Genomic DNA, 21,113 nt, shown 5'->3' on the forward strand with positions numbered 1-21,113 from the left:
GTGTTCCCTTCTCTCTACGAATACTTTACATATTATTCGACAAAGTCTCGCAGTTTCTGACGGTACTTGATCGAAAACAGTTGCGAAATAGAAATCAACCCCAACGAATATTGTCAGGGTTGATTGTTTCGCCTGGGCTTCAACAGCCATTCAAATCGGTCGTTGTACACTTTCACGTGATATCACCCGTGTTCATTCAGTGCGGATTAATCCTCGGTGTACATTGCAAAATCACTCGGGCCTGCGCCGCAGGCCGGGCATTCGGATGGAACGCCGTGGTTTCGCTTTACCAGTTCACCGCACTCCGTACACCTGTAGGTGAGGTGCATCGCAAAGGTTCGCACTTCTAAGACCTGACGAGGATGACCGCTTTGAGTCTTCGCTTCATCAACGGCCCAGTGTACCTGAGGAATGATTCCCTGATATGTGCCGTCGTGATCGACCACCATGATGGTGCGATGGGGGATAGGGGACTCGGCATCATGGTTCAAGTCTTCCAGTGCAAATGCGCGATCACAGATCAGTGCGTCCTCACAACAGACGTTCGTGACGCTGTCTTCATCAGAACCTCTGTAGTCCAAGAGTGATGATTTCTGGACTGCACCATGGTATCTGCCGCTGTCATCAACAACTGGAATGACGTCGAGAGCGGACCTGGCCACGCGGCGTTTAGCATCTGCTACGGAGGACGTGGGGCGGAGGATGAGATCCGAATCGAGCATCACTTCGTTTGCTTTCATGCACTTTCACCGTCCTTACGGCCAGATGATGTGACTTCGTGAGGCTTTCCCGGTCGGAACTGTCCATTGCTCGACACCATGGTCGATTCGCCAAGGTGTCCGGCGGCTTCGACAGCACTCTGGGTAACTGTGCTGCCTTCTTCGGCTTGGCTGTGCTTAATGTGATTTAAGAGCCCGCCGGAGAAGAGGATATTTCGCTGTCGCTCGGATACGTCGCAGACGGTCTTGATCTCTCGACCCGATCCGATGCGTACAACAATCTCTGAGCCGCTCTGAAGCTGCTTCTGGACATCGTCGATGATGAGCTCATCGAAGCTTGAGACGAGTTCGTAATCGGCTTCATCCGCGAAACGAAGCGGGAGAATACCGAAGTTGATGAGGTTGGAGCGGTGAATGCGCGCAAATGATTTCGCGATGACGGCTTTCACACCCAAGTACATCGGGGCGAGGGCAGCGTGCTCGCGGCTCGAACCTTGTCCGTAGTTTGCACCCGCAACAATGAAACCGCCGTTGTTCTCCTTAGCCCGTTTTGGGAAATCGGGATCGACCCGGATAAACACGAATTCACTGATGGCAGGGATGTTCGAACGCAAAGGCAGGATTTTCGATCCAGCTGGCATGATGTGGTCTGTCGTGATGTTGTCCCCGACTTTAATGAGCACCTTGCCTTCCATCTTCTCTTCGAGCGGACCACGAATCGGGAGAGGCTTAATGTTCGGGCCACGGACAACTTCCACGCTGTCGGGGTCTTCGGATGGTTCGATAATCATCCCTGTATCGTTGGTGTCATACACCTCTGGTTCCTTCTCTGTTACGTAGTCGCCTTCGAAGTCGCGGGGGTCTGTCAAGATACCCCGAAGCGCAGACACAGCGGCGGTTTCCGGACTGCACAGATAGACCTTGGCATCTGGTGTTCCGGACCTGCCTTCAAAGTTTCGATTAAAGCTGCGCAGGCTGATACCACCCGATTTCGGGGCTTGACCCATACCAATGCAGGGACCGCAGGCTGACTCGAGGATCCGAGCCCCAGCAGAGATGATGTCTGCCAAGATACCGTTGCGGGCAATCGTCGCGAACACCTGTCTTGACCCGGGGGTGAGGGTCATCTGCACGTTCTGTGCAACGCGCTTTTTGCGCAAGACGTGACCGGCAATGGCCAGATCGTGAAAGGATGAATTCGTGCAGGAACCGATGCATACTTGGTCCAGTTTTAGACCTTGGATGGACCGGACGGTGGCCACGTTGTCCGGGCTGTGCGGCTGTGCTATCAGCGGTTCGAGCTCAGAGAGGTTAATCTCAATCAGTTCATCATACCTTGCGCCTTCATCGGGCCCCAGTTCGCGCCACATCTTTTCCCTGTTTTGACGTTTAAAGTAGGAGAGCGTGATGTGATCGCTTGGAAAGATGGAAGTTGTCGCTCCGAGTTCTGCACCCATGTTGCAAATGGTGGCCCGTTCCGGCACAGTCAGGTCTTCAATCCCATCCCCGTGGTATTCGAATACCTTCCCTACGCCGCCTTTGACGGTGAGCCTGCGGAGCATCTCCAGGATAATATCTTTGGCCGCGACCCATGGTTGGCGTTTTCCCGTCAGTTTCACTCCAACCACTTTTGGCATCGGCATTCCAAAGGGTCCGCCTGCCATCGCAACTGCGACATCAAGACCGCCTGCACCAATTGCAAGCATTCCGGCCCCGCCGGATGTAGGCGTGTGAGAGTCTGAGCCAAGCAGGATGTAGCCCGGTTCGGAAAACCGTTCGAGATGAACTTGATGGCAGATCCCGTTCCCTGGACGAGAGAAGTAAACCCCGTGTTTTTGGGCGAAGGTTTGGAGGAAAACGTGATCGTCCATATTCTCATATCCGGTCTGCAATGTGTTGTGGTCAACGTAGCTGACTGACACACGGGTCCGCACCTTCGGAATCCCCATGGCCTCAAACTGCAGATAAGCCATCGTGCCAGTCGCGTCTTGGGTTAACGTGTGGTCGACTTTGACCAGCACTTCTTCGCCGGGCCGCACGTTATCTGCGGTAGAAATCATGTGTTCGCGGATAATTTTCATGGTCAGATTTTCTGACATTATGTAGCCTCCCGATGGTTACTGTGCAATAGTATGGATTCAATTGGGGCTTCTATACAGGATTTGGAGGCTGCCAATGTACCTGGAGACTCGCAATTCTATGGGATCGTTCTATATTTTTCGTTCAAGAAATTGTAGAATCAAACTAACGGTCGGTCGTTGACTAAGAAATGGATTGAAAGCGTGTACAGGATGCGAAATGGAGGACTCAATGTGCTGAACTTTGAATTAAGCGATGAGCAAAAGGAAATGCAGAATCTGGCTCATGATTTTGCGGAGGAAAAAATCCGCCCTGTAGCGGCTTATTACGATGAGACTGAAGAGTTTCCTTGGGATGTTGTAAAGGAAGCACACAAGATTGGGTTGACCACCTATCAGTATCCGGAAGAATACGGCGGCGGCGGTATCAGCGATCCGGTGACAGGTCTTTTGATCGCTGAAGAGCTGGCTTGGGGATGCGCAGGTATTCAGACCTCGATCACTGGCAGCGGATTGGCTGGACAAGGTATCCTCGCAACCGGCACCGAAGAGCAGAAGAAAAAGTATATCGGCTACCTGTGCGACCCAAAGGAACTGCACCTCGGGGCAATGGGACTGACTGAGCCTGACGCAGGGTCTGACGTCTCATCGATGCGGACCACAGCTGTCCGCGACGGAGATCACTGGGTCCTGAACGGAACCAAACAGTTTATCACACACGGCGGCATTGCCGACCTTCATGTCATTTTCGCCCAAACACAGCCCGGCAGTGGTTGGAAGGGCATCGAGTGCTTTGTTGTTGAAAAGGGCACTCCGGGATTGTCGATGGGACGAAAGGAAAAGAAGTTGGGGGTACGCGCCTCGCACACCGCACAGGTTGTGTTGGAAGACTGCCGGATTCCGCTTGAGAACCGCCTCAGCGGTCTCGATGGCAACCCGAAAGGCATTTCCGGCGGACTTGGCTGCTTGATGATGCTTGAGCGCACACGCCCGGCTGTTGGCGCTGCAGCACTCGGTGTGGCTCGTGCTGCATACGAATATGCACTCGAGTATGCGAAGACCCGTGTTGCCTTTGGGCACAAGATCATCGCAAACCAAGGTATTTCCTTCAAGCTTGCGGACATGGCAACGGAGATCGACGCGGCAAGACTCCTCGTGTGGCGTGCAGGATGGGTGCAGGGTCAAGGTAAAAACGCAGGTCTTCAAGCCAGCATGGCGAAGTTGTTTGCAGGTGACACTGCGATGAAGGTGACGGAAGAGGCAGTACAGATTCTTGGCGGAAACGGTTATATCCGGGAGTATCCTGTGGAGAAGTGGATGCGGGACGCGAAGATCTTCAAGATCTGGGAAGGTACGGCTGAAATCCAACGTCTGGTCATTTCACGCACGATTGCAGGCCGCTGATTCGAAATCGGTCGTGGAAATCGGTTGCCGGAACTGGTTGCCGGAATCGATGGCCAAATCGACGGTACGTTAAATTGCGTTTGAAATGCTGTTCATGAACAAGCAAAGGCTGCGGGGGACACCTGATTGGGTTCCCGCAGCCTTTGTTCACGTGTTGCCATTACGCCCAAATCTCTGATCTCCAAAGCGGTTGGAAAATTAGGAACCGCCTTTTGGCGTGCCTTCTTGTTCTAGGTTCTGCGACTGATGCGGTGCTGGTTTTCGCTTTTGGACGCGCGAACTGTGACCTGCTTGCGAACTGGTGCTGCGTGAATTGGATTTTGGATAGTTGTATGTCTTGCTGTCCCCCAATAAATCCACCTCCTGATTCCGGTTGAGCTTAACTTGTGCTGCTACGGTCTGTATATGCAGGGAAGCGGGACGCAAATGGAATTGCGGCTAAAGCGCCGACCAGCAATACTGCGACGGCTGCGGTAGTCGATGCAATCAGGCCTTGAACGAGCAATGCCAGTACAATCCCCCCAGCGTTTCCGAACAACATTAATAAAGCGTTGACTGTACCCGCTTGTTCTGGTTCAGCGATGAGCTCAGAGATGGTAAGGACCACGGGCAAGTCTGCCAACAGCAGAAATCCGGCGATGACGAGCAAGCTGGTCATGAGCCAGAACGGCAGCCCAATCAGGATGTACAAAGAGGCTGCAATCGACGCAATGAGTGACGCGAGTATCATCATTTTTGCCTTTTTACGGCGGATCGCCCAGTCGGGCACAATGGCTGCACCAATCATGCCAGCTGCGGTCATCAGCGCCAGTGCAATGCCTACCTCAACAGCGTCAATTCGTTTTGGGGCGAGCAGCACTTGTAACCACGTCGTAAGTGCGATAAAGAGACCAAAACCGATGAACAACAGGAAGCAGAGCTGTCGGATTTCGCGCCTTGCCCAAACCTGCCGTAAGGATGTCTGCTGATTACGAGAATGTTGCACAGGCAGATGAAGCGGATTGTCGACATGTACAAAGCGCCTTGAAGCAAAGAGAGCTGACAGGAGCCATATGCCAGTCGCGACAGCAAACGCGGCTTGCGCGTAGAGGAGACCGGACATTCCAAATTGACCGAGGATTATCGGACCTGACAGCATGGCTAAGAGAATACCGAGAAAAAGACTGGCCGAAGACACGCTGATGGCCACCGTTTGCTTGTTTGGGGCAGCATACACGACTGCAGTCTTGTTGATGGCATTGAGAATCAGTGGCTGCCCAACAGATGTGACCAACTGGCCGATGAGAATAAACGTGAAATGTCCTTGGATACGCAGTGCGGCACCGATGAATGTCAGCAGCGTTCCCAGTACTAATGACGGGCGAAACCACCTGTCCGTGATAAGCCCGAACGGTATGGCGAGCACAACATAAACGAGTGGGAAGACCTCCGACAACCAGCCCACAGCCCCTTCACTGACCCCTAGCAGACGAGCTGATTCTGTCGTGATGGGCGTGAAAGTAACCCACAAAAGTTGGGTAGATACAGCGACTGCAGCGAATGCCAAGATGGTATTCCAGTTGGTCGTTTGATTTGCGATGGGAGCTTGTTGCCGAAATTCAAGCATGGTCCGTCACCTCCTGCAACAGAGGGAGACCGAATAGTGTGCGCAGGTACGAGTTTAGAAAGATGCCAGCGGGATCGCAAGATGCACGAATCGTTAAAAACTCACCCCAAGCCGGATAGCGGGTACTAAGTTCGGTTGACGTCAGTGTGTGGAGCTTGCCCCAGTGGGGCCGACCGCCGTATCGGAGGAAGATTTCCTCCACGGCACGAAAGTATGGCTCGTGGGGCATCCCTTTGTACATATGGACGGCCACGTAGGCCGACTCTCGACTGTTTGCGGGACTGAGAGGGATGTTGTCACCGTGGGCAAATCGGCATTCGATGGGAAAGTGGACGGGGATTTTTGCTGCTTCAATTTTAGCCAAGACTTCACGGACCACATCGGGCAGTGCTTCAGCAGGGATGTTGTATTCCATCTCGTTAAACCGGACCAAGCGAGGCGTGGCAAATACTGAATAGCTCGGGCCAACCTCTTCGCTGACGGGAACACTGCTTGCGGACAGCCGACTGACGGGCCTGCACAGGCTCGGCATACTTTTGCATGCTGTGGAGAGTGCGCCGAATAACCAGTTCTCCATGACAACTTTATTGAAATAATCGCGTATTGGCCGATGGGTTGCGGGGGTCTCGGTTTCCGTCATCAGTTTCAGCTGGACAGTGTCTGAGTACGGGAAGCAGTAGAACTCAAACTGCCGGAAATTCTCTTTATACTCTTCAAGGTGAGTGAGGCAATCATTGAGTCGGACTCGACGGCTCTCATAGTGAAGTTGGAAAGCCTTTTTGCATTGCAACCGCATCTTTACAATCACTCCAATGGCACCAAGAGAGACTTGAAGTGCCCGGAACAGCTCGGGGCTGGATTCGGCAGAACAGGTTACGACCTCACCGGTACCGAGGACGGCGGTGATCTCGATAACCTGCGTTGCGAGGATGCCGAACTGTGATCCTGTCCCGTGGGTGCCTGTGCTGATGGCACCCGCGATGGACTGGGCATCGATATCGCCGAGATTCTCTTGTGCCAGGCCATGCTTCCATAAGAGGGGCCCCAAGTCGTGTAACCGAGTGCCTGCCCAAACCAGTGCAGTTTGTTCTGCGTGGTTGATTTCAATAATGCCGCTCATACGGTCTAGTGACATCAATACGTCGTTTGTCGCCGCGAGTGCAGTAAATGAATGACCAGCTCCCACAACTCTTAGGCTGCGTCTCGATGCGGCGCAGGACTGAACAATTGCACGGACCTCTTCAATTGACGACGGGTATACGATGTCGCGCGGGGCGCTCGTCACAATTCCAGACCAGTTTGACCACCGATTGGGCTGGCCCTTTTGGATTCCCAAAGCACCCGCTTTTGACCTTGACGGTTCTACAGAAAGCATTTTCCATCCCCCCGGTAGGTTGAGATGATGTCCGTTATGGCTCCATTTTGGACGCAGTACAGGCTGTTGAACCGCTCACACAGTTCGCCGGCTTTGCTGTGCCGCATGAAGACCGGATCGCCGAGGGATAGTGAGACACCCTGCGGCACCTGAAAGGGGGTCTGCACCTCACCTGCGCCTTCCAGCGAAATGAGTTGAAGGTCGGCTGGTAAGTACGGTTTTGGCAGTTTGTCTTTCGCAGCGGCACCTGAAGCAACATATCCTCCGCCCGCACACGTGACGATGTTGGCCGCCGGTTGTCGAACGACTTCAATGGCAAAACCAAGAGCCGGCTGGTACTGAAACGACCGATAGTTATCAAACAGCCCAGGCGAGTAAAAGCCGGAACCTACCGTAATCTCGGTTACGAGTTTTTCTCGTTTTGTTGTTTCAAGGCTTCCTGTCCCGCCGCCATTGACGAATTTCAGCTGGATACCTTGGCTGAGAATGTATTCGACAACTTCAGTGCGGCGCGATGCGATGGCAGATACGGATCGGCGTTTGAGCTGCTGAACGAGGGCATTCTTGGCTCTTTGTCCGGGATACTGGTCACCGACGCCGGCAATTTGGGCCTCATAACCCATAAGTCCATCTAGTCGAATAAACGGCAGGCGAAGAAGTTTATCAATAACGGGCTTTGCCTGTGCCACATTCGAAATTGGGGATCGCCAGACTCCAAAGTGCAGACCGGGGAAGTTCGTCGACATATCCACATCCAAACAGACAGGGATGACGATGCCTGTTCGCTCTCCAATTGAATTGATGTGGGTCACGTGTTCAAGTGAATCTATCATCAGTGTGATGGAATGCCCGTCGTTGATTGCACGTGCAAGGTCTTGAATGGCTTTTGGCGACCAGACGGGATAGCCGAGCAGGATGTCTTGAATCCCCTCTTGGCAGAGGTATAGCGCTTCATTCGCAGTGAACGACATGACACCAGAAAAAGCATCCGGCTCGGCGCTCAGGATCCGTTTGAGCACGCCAATCGAACGTACAGACTTACTTGCAACCCGAATTTTCTTTGTGCCGCGTCTTTGCAGGATATCGTGGATGTTTTGTTCGAGCAGGTCGAGATCGACAAATGCGAACGGCATTTGGGTTTTTGTAAAGATGTCTCGGTAATATGCGTAATCTCGGCGCAAAGCGGACGTCGTTGACACGGAACCCCTCCCGGAAAAAACGTTGACTTGCCCACGTATCAATCTAGCTGGCTAACAAAATACATATAATTTTATGAAATATGAAATAATTGTATGGCGTGTCTTTGGCAGCAGTCAATGTCATTGATGGATTTGGCTGTCTGTCTTCTGGCTTTTCGGTAAAATGAATACAAAAGGGGGAATCGCCAATGAACGAGACGCGGAATGGCAACTCGGAACCCAATTACAGTTTGCAAGACAAATCGAAAGACAAACCGATCCATGGAATTTCGGTGATTTCCCTGACGCCGTTTACGGACGATGGGACAGTGGATACACAAAGTCTGCGTTCGTTACTCGACTTTTACCTTGCGGCTGGTGTCCATGGCGTCACACTGCTTGGCATTATGGGTGAAGCAAACAAGGTTACGGAGCGTGAACGACGAACCATTATCGATACTGCGGTAAAGCAGGTGGGTGGTCGAGTGCCCGTAACGGTTGGGTGTTCAGCCGCGGGTACGCATCAGGCTGCTGAGTTTGCGCGAGAGGCGGAAATGGCCGGCGCAGATGCCATTATGGTTGCTCCACCGCAGAACCAGCGGAACCTGAACCTTGTACTTGAGCATTATCGGCGGATCTCCGAGGCGTGCACGCTGCCGCTTGTCATCCAGGATGAACCAACGACGACAGGGGTCATGTTGCCGCCGGATTTTTTCTCTCGTGCAGTCAAAGAGGTTCCCACTGCTCGCTATGTCAAGATTGAAGAGTCTCCGACCATTATGAAGGTGTCAAGAATTCGCGAGGCAACAGAAGGCAAGTTAGGGTTGTTCGGGGGACTCGGCGGTATGTACTTCTATGAGGAATTGGAGCGAGGCGCGATCGGGATCATGACTGGCTTCGCCTATCCGGAAATTTTGGTTCAGGTTTATGAGCAGTTCATGTCGGGTATGCGTGCACAGGCACGACGCTACTTCTATCAGTATCTGCCGCTGATTCGTTTTGAGGCGCAACTGGGTGTAACCGGGGTAGCGATTCGGAAGGAAACGTACAAACTTCGGGGAGCCATCGCGTCATCTTACGTTCGGCCCCCGGCGCCCGCGGTGGATCGACAGACATTGAATGAACTGGCCGATCTCGTTCAATTTCTGGGTCTCGAAAACATCTGATGCGAAATCCCTAGCATGACAGTCAGCCGGATCAATCTGTCGGGTCAATCAGCCGGATCAATCTGCAATATTGGTTCTCGCGGACGCAGCATGCGCTTGGCTGCGGGAAGCCGGCGTCTGCTGGAGTGACTGTTCCGCCCGTCTCTGGACGTTTGTGCGGCGGCCGCGTTGGTAGACAATCCAGTACCGGACGAACACAGACGCTGCTACGCAAAGACCGGTTACAATGTACAGCCAGCGAATGCTCGGCGTATCAGCTCCGGTCAAAGCCCCGTGAGACCACGCTGCCACAAACGTGTACAGGGAGACTCGATGTACAGTGAGCCAGCGGTTGTTGGGGAGAACGCGAGGGAACCGCGCTGTCACTGCGACAAGCAACAAGGCGAAGAAGGAGATTGTGCCAATTGCGACCGGTACAGTTCGGTAGCTGGAAAGCCCGGGAATCAGCGCGCCAATAACGCCGACCTTGGCAAACGGATCGATTGCGATGGTAACGATGTGGAGTCCTAAAAAGAACAACATGAACAGTGCCAGATATCGGTGCCAGGGCAGAAGATAGCGGGTCAGCCGCCATGACTGTTTGTTTGGCGCACTGCTCAAAATCATACCGAAACAGACCAAAACGGTGAGCAACACCAATGCCGTGACCCCGCCTGCCCTGGCAATCAGCCATGGGGTCATCTTGCTGAACTGGAACACCGACTGACCAGTATGTTGCACAGACATCCTGGACAGCCCAAGAATGATGGCGAGTATGGCTGCCAGCCAAACTCCGACCCACACCCAAATCGTGTTTCTCTTTCTGTTCGACACAGCCCATCACCCCATTGATTTGATATATCCGCTTACGACCCGCCCGACGTTGTGACGATAGGCGGCGGCGTACTGCTCACCTGGATACCTTGGAGCGGTTTCGGACTGGCGGGCAAGGGAACCGGCGTCAAGCCCATACCCTGCAACCGTTGATTCAGCACTTGCAAGACCTGGTCATCTTGTTGACTCACTGAGTAGGCCTGTTGGTAGTTTTGCGTCGTCGTTTGCAGTGTCCCTTGGGCGTTCTGAAGTTGTTGGAGAACGCTTTGCAATTCCTGTTGTTTCTTGGTCAGCTCTTGCTGTGCGTTCTGCCCTGTCGCAGTAGAGATCGTCATCGCCTTTGCAGTTTTGGTGGAGACAGACTGAAACATCGCCAGATAGGCACCAATACTGGAGATTGAGAGGACACTGAGAATCAAGGCGTGTACCTTAGCATCCTTCATACCATCACCTCATTTGCGTGTTGCTAACAGGAATGACTGCAGTCTGCGTCCTTTCGGACGGAGGACTCAAGAGAACAATTGACGGATTTCTCAAATAACGGACCCCGCAAACTGCGAATGACTCCACGGATTACTGATTTGACCCTGCTTTTGCGAGGATCTCATGATACGTGTTGACGTCGTCTTGCAGATGCTGCTGCACCCCTTGAATAGCCTGATTGATTTGATTTATCTGCTGGTTGGTTTTGTTGAGTTGGGCTTTGCTGCTGTTCACTTGTGAGGATACCGTGTTCAGTTGAGACAGCACCGTCGGCTGTAATTAATAACCGGGTGAGTGCAGCAGGACCAGCGATCCAACCAAGATGCCAAACGACACCCCGCTGATAAGCATGATTCTGCGTAGCATCAATGTCTCCCCTTCCGATGGAAGTTTGTTCGCCACACTATTTTTTACATATATCCACGATAGTGAAGTTATTGTAGCAACGAAATGCGAATTAGCTGAGGATTTTGTATGGAGAAGATATGGAGAATGCAAGAGCGAGCGAGCCGATTTACACGGCTCGCGAAAGGTACGCATTCCTAGTGCAGATTGGTCAGAGCTGTGGATGATTGGGATGTTCAATCGCCAGCCCGTCGACGTGGCGTTTGTTCATCAGTTTTCTTTTCTTTCGCACATCCTTTGACTCGAGCACGATATCTAAATCATAGTTTTCGGGGTACAGTTCCTCACGAGACAAGTAAGGTGCCACGCGTTTTTGATTGATTACGTGACGGCGCTTTTGAACCATCACAACGAGATTCCCTCGGGTGTCCGGTAGTTCGGCTACAATCCCACTTTGACGCATGGGATGGATCCAAACTCGGTCGCCGATCTGAAACGGTTTTGTCTTCGTAATGAGTGCGGCATCGTTGCCGTCCCGTACCCCATTCACTTGAGGCACCTTCTCGAGTTCACTGTGGTGACGGGGGGCCCGGAGATCAGAATGCTGTTCAGCCGGGCTCAGTTCATTCATATGCTTGTGCACCTTTGTCTGGACCTTTCCATTTTCACCAGCACCAGACTGCGTCTCGACAATCGTGCGTGCTCTATCGATCAACTCTTTGCTAAGCCCAAGTTTCCGAGCTATCAGCAGGGCATAGCTTTCACCGGCCTCGCCAATTGTGATCCGGTAGAGCGGCCGCAGGGTCTCGACGTCGAACTCCATCCGGGCAACCTCAAAACCTGGAGTCACGATGGCGAAGTCTTTAATCTCGCTAAAGTGGGTCGTGGCAACGATGGTACAGCCGCGTTCAAACAACTTCTCCAAAACTGCAATGGACAGGCCGATCCCTTCGCCAGGATCAGTACCTGAGGCGAGTTCATCGAGTAATATCAGACTCCGGTGGTTTGCGTGTTCCATGATGTCCACAAGGCTTCTTATATGTGCTGAAAAAGTACTCAGGGATTGTTCAAGACTCTGCCCGTCTCCAATGTCTGGCAACACTTGTTGAAATACAGCCAGCGAACTTCCAGGTAATGCAGGCACCAGCAGTCCACACTGCATCATTATCGTCAGCAAGCCAACAGTTTTGAGCGTAGCGGTTTTTCCGCCCGTATTTGGACCAGTGATGATGAGTGCTTGGTTTTCCTTACCCATACAGAAATCGATGGGGACACTGTTTTTGCCGATCAGCGGATGCCTGCCCTGCCTAATCTCTATCCATCCCTCCTGATTGACGTCAACGCGATTTGCCTCCAAGGCTTTCGCATATTTGCCTTTCGCTATGACAAAGTCGCAAATACCGATCGTCTCAAGGTTTTGTATGATGGCAGCCCGTTCCAAGTCCAATTGCTCCGAAAGTGAACATAGTACCCGGTGCTTCTCCTGTTCGATCTCGTTCCTCCAGTCGTCCAACTCAAGGGATAGTGCCGATACGTCCGCAGGTTCAATGAAGACCGTTTGTCCGCTTGACGATTCGTCAACAATGCTGCCGCGTACCACTTTCTTTTGATCACGCCGCACTGCCAGGACATATCGTCCTCCTCGTTGTATCACAAAGCTTTCCTGGAGATATGCATGGTACTTCTGCAGCAAACTGTCGAGCTTTTTGCGCAGGCGCGATTCTACGATGGACTCCTGCTTCTTTGCCCGAAGCAGAGCATCGCTCGCACTGTCGATAACGTCACCTTGTGCAATACAGCGATGGATTTCGTTGTACAAGTCTTGCAGGAGGTGCAGGCTCTCTCCATAACCATATAAACGCGGAGCAATCTCTTGTTTTCTTCGCAAATAGGCTTGCAGTTGAGCCGTACTGCGCAAAAACGTTGCAACGGACTCAAAGTCGGCTGGCGTAAAAACAAAATTTTTTCCCAGCATGAGTGCCACGCGTTCAATTCCGTCTAGTGTGGGTATCGGCACACTGCCACCGCTCTCAACCAAACGCTTGGCCTCGGCTGCCTCGTCGAGGCGATATTGAATCCGCTTGATGTCAGTATCCGGGGTCATCTGATGGATGTGCTGATGACCGAGATACGACAGTGCGTAGTGTGCGAGTTCCTCTTTGACTTTGTCGAATTCGAGCGCAGAATAGGTCTTTTCGTTCAAGATGAACAGCCTCCTTGAATCTCTGAATGACGTGTTCCATTCCGGGCATGGTTGCGATTCACATGATGCTCGATATGCCTGTTCTGCGCCTGCGAGATGTTGACCGACGAAAGAAAAGAGGGTGAACCACGGTGGGTTCACCCTCATGCCCCTGATTGTCTGCCGACTGCTTTCTCACCGACAACGGGAACACATACTAACACAGTGTGCTTCCCGTCAAAGGAAAAATTGAAAGGCCAAATCAGACAATAAAAAAACGTGCCTTAAGAGCACGGTTTTCGCAAACTGCTGCAGGAGATGATGCGATTTCCGCCGTTCTTAACTCGAATTCGCGCAGGCAGCCACAAAGGTGCCAGTTCGGCAACCTGCTGTTTCTGCGAGGCATATCAAATTCGTTAGTTAAGAACAACCGCCAACATCCACACAGCCCCTAGGAAATGATGTTGAAACACTCTTAGGATATGGGAAGACAAAGTCCAATGTCAAGTCGGTACGGTGAAACGAAACCGTATGACAAAATGTCACCTTTCACACTGGTTCGTATGCACTTGCGAATTGCAATGCGTGTTACAATCAGGGAAAACCAGGCAAGGGAGCGACATCATGCGCATTATCTGCTTTGGTGACAGTGTGACGAGAGGGATTTCGTACGTTCGTGGGCGGCTTCGCATCTTAAAGGAAAATTATCCTGCGTTGTTACAGGCTGCCCTTACTCAACATGGAGAGTTTGACGTGGTGAATAAAGGCGTCTTTAATGATAACTCAGACCTGTTGGTCAGTCGCTTGGCTGACGACGTGGTGATGGAACATCCGGATTACGTGTTGATTGAGATTGGCGGAAATGATTGTAATTTTCGGTGGGATGAGGTGGCATTGGCCAAGGATGGGGAGCACGAGCCAATTGTCCCTCTGGATAGATACCTCACTAATCTGCAACATATCGTGCTTGTACTGCGTGAAAATGGCATAACCCCTGTGTTGATGAACTTACTCCCTCTTGATCCGGTACGTTACTACAATGCAGTCTGCGCCCAGCATGGTTCAAACGTTGCCCACTGGATTGGAAGGTGCGGCGGCATCGAACACTGGCATGGAATGTACAACAGAGCACTGGTGCAACTCGTCCACAGGCTGAACGTGCTGACGATAGACGTGCGAACTGCGTTCAAACAAGCGGCAGACTTGTCTGTGCTGCTGAGTGATGACGGCATTCACCCGACTGCGGAAGGATACCGGGTTATGGCAAGAACTATCGTGTCTGCACTTCCACGGTTGATTGGCAATCCGGTTACAATGTAGCAAAGGTCTTACATAACAGTTGCTGAAAATGACACCTCCAACTTCATTCACATTCAAACTTCATTCACATTCAAAGAAAACTCTAAAAAAGAGCTCTAGAACAGACCCAGCGTGCCAATTGGCGCGCTTTTTTGTTGTGCTGGGAAGGTAAAGATTGCCACTGAACTCATGAGGCATGTTGTCCAATCGGCACTGTCCCGTTGTCTAGTGTGACTACACGATGATGCACTGAGCTAGTACATTTCGCCACCGAGGAGCGGTTGTGATGTAGTCGTTAAGGGGTGCGATGATACGCGAGGATGATGAGAAAGGTCTAGCCCGCTTAGCACCGCGAAATCATCCTGTTTGAGCTCCTGTAAACGCGGCAAGCAGGCGATAATAAGGCTGTAACAAAGAGTAAGTAACGCGTCGGTAAGTAGTTAATCACCTAGGACTACTTCATTATGAAGGGGTTGGGTCTTATGTTCACAAATTTCCTGAGAAGGAACGTCTGGGCCGCCGGTATCTTGACGATTCTCCGGATTTACGTTGGATGGCAGTTTCTCCAGGCAGGTTGGGAAAAACTGACGAGTTCGCCGGCGTTTACAGCGGCTGGATTTCTGAAAGGTGCAATCGCTAAACCAGTGCTTGTTTCGCACTCGACCGCGCTTGAGTATCCAAACTATGTGGCATTCATCAAGAACTTTGCACTGCCGCATGTCGCATTCTTCAACTTTATGATTCCGTGGGGCGAATTTCTGGTCGGTGTGGGTCTCATTACCGGTACACTGACGACCGCCGCTGCATTCTTTGGCATGGTCATGAACTTCGCGTATATGTTTGCAGGCACCCTGTCGAGCAACCCTTGGCTGGTCATGATTAGCATCTTCTTGATTGTTGCGGGGTACAATGCCGGCCGCTTTGGTGGAGACTATTGGGTTATCCCTTACATCCGTAGAATGACTGCTGGCTGGTGGAAGCGGGAAGTTGAAATCCCAAGCGTTGGCGGTAACAAGGCGGCTCATTAAGCAACGGGTTATCCGAAACGAAGGATACGATACAAAGACGACTGATTACAGATAAACAGTTTCATACAAGTTCACCCCGGAGTGTACACGTCCTCCGGGGTGAACTTGTATGACCGATCAAGAAACCGGTGTTGTATGGATGCCTGTTTTAGGTGGCAACACACCGTTGACAATTTCGCCGCAAATGGTCGTAGTAGTATGTATAATAGTTGAATGAGTTCTATCATTCGGTACACGTTGATGTCTAGAACCTGAACTGGAGGAGTGAATCAGGCTGAAGAACTACTGGAAATCTCTTTGACCGTCACAAAAATTGATGTTCCTGTTAGGAGCATTTGGCTCGATTTTGATTGTCGGCAGTTGGGTTGTAGCGAGGTTTTAAATTTTGCGGCAGGCAGGCAACATAGGCAGGCAACAAACCTGTTTATGTTTCGGATTACGTTTCGGAGGTGGTTACGAAGTGGACTGGGATCACGGTCTTCACATCCTAGAACAGCTGAGCACGTCTGATATCGTGATTGCCCCTTGGTTATATTGGCAAGGTGATACAGAACGTTTGTCACGTCATCAAACGCAGATGCTCACACGAATTGCACAGCGGTTAACCCGGCAACACTGGCGGCAGACACGCGCAACGAATGAATGGCCTGAATACTCCGTCACTCCACAGTTGGCTCAACGGGCTGTGTACGAGACACTTACATCAACCGCGGCCTACCTGACAAACCTACGGTTGGGAACCCTCGTTATCACGGATGAAATGGTGGTTGTCACAGAGCGCCTTTTTGACACCTTTATTCGCGAAAACAGTTTCTCTTCGTTCCTTACTGCATACCTGCTCATCTCTACATTCGAAAACTTACATGCAGTTGCTCACTATGGAACTGTGCAGGAGGAAGTCTTTGTCCGTGGATCTCTGCATCGTCCATGGATTGGAGATGCCCAAACTAATGGTGTCATAGGCTCAGACGGGGAGTTGCTGGAGGGACAGGTCGGCACGGCAATGGACCTTCGCGATGAACTGACCGCTTTGCTGGCGAATGGTCTTCTATCGGTGAACAGCGGTACGCCCATAGGGGTGGAGTTAACTCAGTCTGGTCGGCAGACTTTTGAAGCCCTGGACGAATTGCTGCACAAAAGCCGTATCTTTCACCTGCGCGCGGGTTTGATGCGTGCTTCGGAGTTTACGAACCTTGAAGATTACGATGCGATTATGGAAAAACTGGGACCGAAGAGCCATGAGCTGCGCAGAACTTTGATTGAGTGGACAGGTATTCGCCCGGGTATGAAAGTTCTCGAGCTCGGTTGCGGCACAGGCATCCTCACATTTGAGGATGGACTCGCTTCTGCAGTTGGTCCATCTGGATCCATCACCGCGATTGACCCCGCTCCTGGCATGTTAGCGCGGGCTGACCATAAACGGTGCCGACTCAAAGCTGAGAACGTACAGTTTATCCAGGCTCGAGCCGAGAGTCTGCCTTTTAGCGACAATGAATTCGATGCCGTGATTGGATGCGCCTTTTTACACTTTACAGACGCCGACGCTGTCCTCAAGGAAGCTGCCCGCGTGGCCAAGCCGGGTGCTGTGTTTGGTACAAACTTTCCACTTAGTTTCGGTAACCACCCCGCTTTTTTTCGTGAGTGGTTTGCACCCATCATGAGCGGCCTTCCTGCGGGTGGGAGCAATGATATTCTCCCGGACCATGAGCGAATTCCGCGAATCGCAGCGTCTGTATTTAATGATGCCGTGTTCGAACTGTCCAAGGTCCCTATCGACTACAGTGATCCTGAGGCAGCCGTACGTTTCTTTGTAAAAGTTGCCAACGTTTTTGAGCAACCGATGTCAGCGTTGCCTTGGCAGGCACGACGCCAAATGGAGCATGAGTTGGTCAACCGAGGATTGGCCGTGCGCGAGCAGTACGGAGCTGAGAATCTGTTCGACTTCCATGAATTCCAGTGGATTCGAGGGATTATCAAATAGTACATCTGCCAAAAAGAACAATAACCTTACTAGTAAAGAACTAGTAAAGCGGAACTGTCCGCGTGTCGGGAGGCCACCTCTGATGGAAGTTGTCGATGTGTTTGACACGGTTCAGCGGATTCGTAACAACGTACACCATGTGATTGTTGGAAAGGAGGAGGTCGTCGACCTCCTTCTTGTTGCGTTGTTTACCGGAGGACATGTTTTACTCGAAGATGTGCCCGGAACAGGCAAGACCCTCATCGCAAAGACTCTGGCGAAGTCGATTCAGGCAACGTTTCGGCGAGTTCAGTTCACTCCGGATCTACTTCCGAGTGACTTGAGTGGAATTCACTTCTACAACCAGAAACAAGGAGAGTTTGAATTTCGGAGAGGACCTGTGTTCACGAATATTTTGCTTGCTGACGAGTTAAACCGGGCCACTCCCCGGACACAGTCGAGCCTCCTCGAGGCAATGGAAGAGCGGCAAGTCTCTCTGGATGGAGAGACGTACCCACTGGCGGCCCCGTTTATGGTGATCGCCACACAGAATCCGATTGAAAACCAAGGTACCTATCCATTGCCTGAGGCTCAGTTGGACCGGTTTATGCTACGGATTCGGATGGGCTACCCGAACCACGAAGAAGGCCTGCGGATTCTGAAGCGTTTTCAGTCAGAAAACCCGTTTTTACAGATTTCTCCTGCTGTTGAAGCCAAGGAAGTCGTCGAAGCTGCCATTTCGCTCAGTCAAATCCGTGTGAGTGAGGACGTACTGGATTACCTGCTCCAGGTTGTAGAGGCGACAAGGAACCACCCGGATGTTGTACTTGGCATCAGTCCACGCGGAAGCCAAGCCTTGCTCAGAGCATCTCAAGCGTACGCGATGCTTCAGCAGCGGGACTACGTCATTCCTGAAGACATCAAGGGTTTGGCCGATCCGGTCCTGTCGCACCGATTGATTGTCCGACAACGCAGCATCTCAGACCGCGATGATGGCGGTCGCGTATTAGCTGAAATCGTAAACGGTGTCCCGGTTCCGACTGAGGATGTCGTGTAGCGGGGGATTGGCCCATGGTCATCTATGCGATATTGGCGGCAACACTGCTGGTCATACTGTTGCAAATGCTTATCTATCGCTGGGTTAGTTTGAGGGCGGTCGATTACACCGCAGGGTTTGACGCTCGTCGAGCGAGTGCTGGAGATACGATTCACTTTTCGGAACAGATCCGTAACCAAGCGCTCATCCCGATTCCGTGGGTTCGGGTTGAGTCCTCCTTTGACTTAAGCCTTCGGTTCCACGGTGCATCGGATCGGCAAATCAAGCTTGGACAGCAGTTTCATCAGTTTCATTACAGCGTTTTTTCGCTGGCGAGGCGGACTCAAATTACCCGTCGGCACGATGTCGTCTGTTCGGCACGAGGCGTATTTGAGTTAGATGGTGCTGTCATGACCACTGGCGACCTGTTTGGTCTATGGCGAAGCACCAGGCACTACCCTGTCAAGTCCGAAGTTATTGTTTATCCGAGAGTTGAAGCATACGAAGACCTGCCGTTGCCTGTCAGTCGTTCGCTCGGAGAGATGTTGGTTCGAAGGTCCTTCGTCGACGATCCGTTCATGGTCAGCGGTGTTCGCGAATACGTCCCCGGTGACTCGCTGAAACTCATCAATTGGAAGGCCACTGCCCACACCGGAGACGTCATGGTCCACCGTCGGGATGCCACGGCAGACCTTCAACTGATGATTTATCTAAACGTAGAAGACATGGAAAACATGTGGAATAAGGTCAGCCACCCCGAATGGATTGAACAAGGGATCGTAATTGCTGCATCGGCAGCGGCGTTTGCTGTTCAGCATGGCATGCGTGTGGGATTTGTGACGAACGCAGAGAACGCAACCCGTACCTTAATGCTCACAGGGGACGCTCATCTTGAAGAGCTTTTGGACCGGATGGCTCGTATCCGGATCGAGCGGGAGATTGGCTTTGAGAGGCTTCTCGAAGCAGAGATTCGTGACCAGACCAAAAACACCGCCATGCTCATCTTGACCGCCTACGTCAATGAAGACCTTGAAGCTGCATTCATCGCTTTGCGACGACTTGGGAATTTCGTTCATGTTGTGAACCTCCGTGAACTGTCGGAACAGGAGGGGAAGATGGTCCGATGAATCAAGGATGGAATCGCGTCACTCAAAGCATCCGGGATACCTGTCTGGAGGGGCTGTTTTATCTTCCGGTCGCGGTGGCGGTAGCGAAGCTGATTGAACGAGGGTACGAACTGCTGCTGTTTGTTGCAATTGTATTTGTCATCCGTGTCATCGGAGTCGTAGTGACCCGTTATGTGCAGCGCAGAGTTTGGCTGTTTGGATTCGGCGTCATCGCCAGTGGACTCGGTGCACTGCTGGTGCCGGCCACTCTTAGTCAGCAGTTTGTCTTATTTTTGCTGATAGGAGCATCGTTCTGGCGTTCCATCCGGATTGTTTCAGCCAGCGAATACTTGTATCCACTGGCACTCTATGTTGTCGGGCTCGTCAGCTATGCGGGATACGCAGCACTCAGTTTTCATTACCCAACCTATCGTCCTTTGCTGGGGCTCATGACAACGCTCGCCATTGTATGTATCTTGCTGTTTCTTGTTTTCCTAAATCGTACGACACTTCTTGATGCCAGTTTTACAGAGACAGACAAAGTCGAGATCGATCGGAAAGTGAAAGAGACGAACCGGATGCACCTGGCTGCTTTATTCGGTGTGATTGTATTTTTGTCGCTATTCTGGCCGGTTCTCGGTGTGATTGCCCATGCCTTCACTGCTTGGACAGCAGGGCACGGAAGTCACACGCAGGTCAGTGCTCCTCACACATCAGGAACCCAGGCGCTGCATATGAAGCCAAGCCGTACGGGTCACGCATCCCGGATTCTGTCCATCGTGTTGCAGATCTTTGGCATCGCCCTGCTTGTTGTAGTCGGGGCTTGGTTTGCGATTCAAGCTGGCAGACTCATCATCGCCTTGGCTCTCAGGCTGTTTTATGCACTCAAAGGAAAAGTAAATACGGAAAATCATGGGTACATCGATCACGTGGATCATCTCAAAGGGCCGTCCATAAAAGAACGTTTGGCCCTTACGAGATTAAGAAGGGCCAAACGTTCACTTCGGTGGGATGACTTGAAGGATCCGCGAGATAAAATTCGTTACGTGTATCTCAAACTAGTACAGGACGCAATCGCACGAGGTCTCCCATGGTCAAGGAGCAAAGACTCCTCTGAAGTCATTCATCAGGTCAGGGAATATTTCGCAGACTCCAGTGCCGTGGAGCAACTCAGGCCGTTTGCCACGCTGTACCATCGTGCGAGGTACAGCGACCATCTTGTGACCGAAGCAGAGTCTGAGGAGACACTGCAGATTCTGAAGAGTGCACGTCTCATTGATAGGAAACAAGGACAGTGACGAAGCAGACTGAAGCAGACTTAGTGTGGGCCTAGGG

17 protein-coding genes are annotated in these 21,113 nt (G+C 51.9%); 8 read left to right on the forward strand and 9 right to left on the reverse strand.

Annotation, left to right across the window (positions count from 1 at the left end):
• Positions 1-206: 206 nt before the first annotated feature.
• Positions 207-740: a DUF7130 family rubredoxin-like protein gene (locus AN477_RS00790; RefSeq protein ID WP_054967283.1), complete on the reverse strand. Its 534-nt coding sequence runs from the start codon at positions 738-740 to the stop codon at positions 207-209.
• Positions 737-2,818: an aconitate hydratase gene (locus AN477_RS00795; RefSeq protein WP_083485814.1), complete on the reverse strand. Its 2,082-nt coding sequence runs from the start codon at positions 2,816-2,818 to the stop codon at positions 737-739. The genes AN477_RS00790 and AN477_RS00795 overlap by 4 nt, the downstream gene beginning before the upstream one ends.
• Positions 2,819-3,034: 216 nt before the next feature.
• On the opposite strand from AN477_RS00795, the gene AN477_RS00800 reads away from it, so the two are divergent.
• On the forward strand, positions 3,035-4,201 hold the full coding sequence (locus AN477_RS00800; RefSeq protein ID WP_211265935.1) for an acyl-CoA dehydrogenase family protein: 1,167 nt from the start codon (positions 3,035-3,037) through the stop codon (positions 4,199-4,201).
• A 198-nt stretch (positions 4,202-4,399) separates the two neighbouring features.
• On the opposite strand, the gene AN477_RS24105 is transcribed toward AN477_RS00800, so the two are convergent.
• From AN477_RS24105 to AN477_RS00815, 4 genes are read right to left on the reverse strand one after another with little or no spacing between them, the layout of a single operon-like run.
• A complete protein-coding gene (locus AN477_RS24105; protein WP_157061741.1) occupies positions 4,400-4,552 on the reverse strand; it encodes a hypothetical protein in 153 nt (50 codons plus the stop codon).
• A 28-nt stretch (positions 4,553-4,580) separates the two neighbouring features.
• Entirely contained in the window at positions 4,581-5,807 is a 1,227-nt protein-coding gene (locus AN477_RS00805) for an MFS transporter (protein ID WP_054967285.1), read from the reverse strand.
• Entirely contained in the window at positions 5,800-7,182 is a 1,383-nt protein-coding gene (locus tag AN477_RS00810) for a D-arabinono-1,4-lactone oxidase (protein WP_054967286.1), read from the reverse strand. Before AN477_RS00810 ends, AN477_RS00805 begins: the two co-directional genes overlap by 8 nt.
• Complete coding sequence (locus tag AN477_RS00815; protein WP_425388100.1) at positions 7,170-8,381, reverse strand: amino acid deaminase/aldolase; 1,212 nt, start codon at positions 8,379-8,381, stop codon at positions 7,170-7,172. The genes AN477_RS00810 and AN477_RS00815 overlap by 13 nt, the downstream gene beginning before the upstream one ends.
• Before the next feature lie 188 nt (positions 8,382-8,569).
• Between AN477_RS00815 and AN477_RS00820 the strand changes: the two genes are divergently transcribed.
• Positions 8,570-9,526, forward strand: coding sequence for a dihydrodipicolinate synthase family protein (locus tag AN477_RS00820; RefSeq protein ID WP_083485815.1), 957 nt, complete (start codon positions 8,570-8,572; stop codon positions 9,524-9,526).
• Positions 9,527-9,583: 57 nt separating this feature from the next.
• On the opposite strand, the gene AN477_RS00825 is transcribed toward AN477_RS00820, so the two are convergent.
• From AN477_RS00825 to AN477_RS00835, 3 genes are all read right to left on the reverse strand, one after another.
• Positions 9,584-10,339 (reverse strand): ferric reductase-like transmembrane domain-containing protein, encoded by a 756-nt coding sequence (locus tag AN477_RS00825; RefSeq protein ID WP_054967287.1) that lies wholly within the window; start codon positions 10,337-10,339, stop codon positions 9,584-9,586.
• A gap of 32 nt (positions 10,340-10,371) precedes the next feature.
• Positions 10,372-10,782 carry a hypothetical protein gene (locus AN477_RS00830; RefSeq protein ID WP_054967288.1) on the reverse strand — a complete coding sequence of 137 codons (411 nt, stop codon included), beginning with the start codon at positions 10,780-10,782 and terminating at the stop codon, positions 10,372-10,374.
• Positions 10,783-11,378: 596 nt separating this feature from the next.
• Entirely contained in the window at positions 11,379-13,370 is a 1,992-nt protein-coding gene (locus tag AN477_RS00835) for an endonuclease MutS2 (protein ID WP_245631664.1), read from the reverse strand.
• Positions 13,371-13,973: 603 nt separating this feature from the next.
• Between AN477_RS00835 and AN477_RS00840 the strand changes: the two genes are divergently transcribed.
• From AN477_RS00840 to AN477_RS00865, 6 genes are all read left to right on the forward strand, one after another.
• Positions 13,974-14,669, forward strand: a complete 696-nt coding sequence (locus tag AN477_RS00840) for an SGNH/GDSL hydrolase family protein (protein WP_054967289.1) — start codon at positions 13,974-13,976, stop codon at positions 14,667-14,669.
• A 461-nt stretch (positions 14,670-15,130) separates the two neighbouring features.
• Positions 15,131-15,676, forward strand: a complete 546-nt coding sequence (locus AN477_RS00845; RefSeq protein WP_054967290.1) for a DoxX family protein — start codon at positions 15,131-15,133, stop codon at positions 15,674-15,676.
• A 460-nt stretch (positions 15,677-16,136) separates the two neighbouring features.
• Positions 16,137-17,657, forward strand: coding sequence for a class I SAM-dependent methyltransferase (locus AN477_RS00850; RefSeq protein WP_054967291.1), 1,521 nt, complete (start codon positions 16,137-16,139; stop codon positions 17,655-17,657).
• Between the two features lie 82 nt (positions 17,658-17,739).
• A complete protein-coding gene (locus tag AN477_RS00855) occupies positions 17,740-18,693 on the forward strand; it encodes an AAA family ATPase (protein ID WP_054967292.1) in 954 nt (317 codons plus the stop codon).
• Positions 18,694-18,707: 14 nt separating this feature from the next.
• On the forward strand, positions 18,708-19,799 hold the full coding sequence (locus tag AN477_RS00860) for a DUF58 domain-containing protein (protein WP_054967293.1): 1,092 nt from the start codon (positions 18,708-18,710) through the stop codon (positions 19,797-19,799).
• The gene (locus AN477_RS00865) at positions 19,796-21,076 is read left to right on the forward strand and encodes a DUF4129 domain-containing protein (RefSeq protein WP_054967294.1); all 1,281 of its coding nucleotides are present in this window, start codon (positions 19,796-19,798) and stop codon (positions 21,074-21,076) included. Before AN477_RS00860 ends, AN477_RS00865 begins: the two co-directional genes overlap by 4 nt.
• The last annotated feature ends 37 nt before the right edge of the window (positions 21,077-21,113 follow it).

The sequence above is a fragment of the Paenalicyclobacillus ferrooxydans genome (assembly GCF_001399675.1).
GTDB classification, from domain to species: Bacteria; Bacillota; Bacilli; order Alicyclobacillales; family Alicyclobacillaceae; genus Alicyclobacillus_B; species Alicyclobacillus_B ferrooxydans.

What these genes read in the sequence shown, in the direction of transcription:
- AN477_RS00790 (WP_054967283.1), bottom strand. Translation starts at nt 740, where the DNA reads ATGAAAGCAAACGAAGTGATGCTCGATTCGGATCTCATCCTCCGCCCC.
- AN477_RS00795 (WP_083485814.1), bottom strand. Translation starts at nt 2,818, where the DNA reads ATGTCAGAAAATCTGACCATGAAAATTATCCGCGAACACATGATTTCT.
- AN477_RS00805 (WP_054967285.1), bottom strand. Translation starts at nt 5,807, where the DNA reads ATGCTTGAATTTCGGCAACAAGCTCCCATCGCAAATCAAACGACCAAC.
- AN477_RS00810 (WP_054967286.1), bottom strand. Translation starts at nt 7,182, where the DNA reads ATGCTTTCTGTAGAACCGTCAAGGTCAAAAGCGGGTGCTTTGGGAATC.
- AN477_RS00820 (WP_083485815.1), top strand. Translation starts at nt 8,570, where the DNA reads ATGAACGAGACGCGGAATGGCAACTCGGAACCCAATTACAGTTTGCAA.
- AN477_RS00830 (WP_054967288.1), bottom strand. Translation starts at nt 10,782, where the DNA reads ATGAAGGATGCTAAGGTACACGCCTTGATTCTCAGTGTCCTCTCAATC.
- AN477_RS00840 (WP_054967289.1), top strand. Translation starts at nt 13,974, where the DNA reads ATGCGCATTATCTGCTTTGGTGACAGTGTGACGAGAGGGATTTCGTAC.
- AN477_RS00845 (WP_054967290.1), top strand. Translation starts at nt 15,131, where the DNA reads ATGTTCACAAATTTCCTGAGAAGGAACGTCTGGGCCGCCGGTATCTTG.
- AN477_RS00855 (WP_054967292.1), top strand. Translation starts at nt 17,740, where the DNA reads ATGGAAGTTGTCGATGTGTTTGACACGGTTCAGCGGATTCGTAACAAC.
- AN477_RS00860 (WP_054967293.1), top strand. Translation starts at nt 18,708, where the DNA reads ATGGTCATCTATGCGATATTGGCGGCAACACTGCTGGTCATACTGTTG.
- AN477_RS00865 (WP_054967294.1), top strand. Translation starts at nt 19,796, where the DNA reads ATGAATCAAGGATGGAATCGCGTCACTCAAAGCATCCGGGATACCTGT.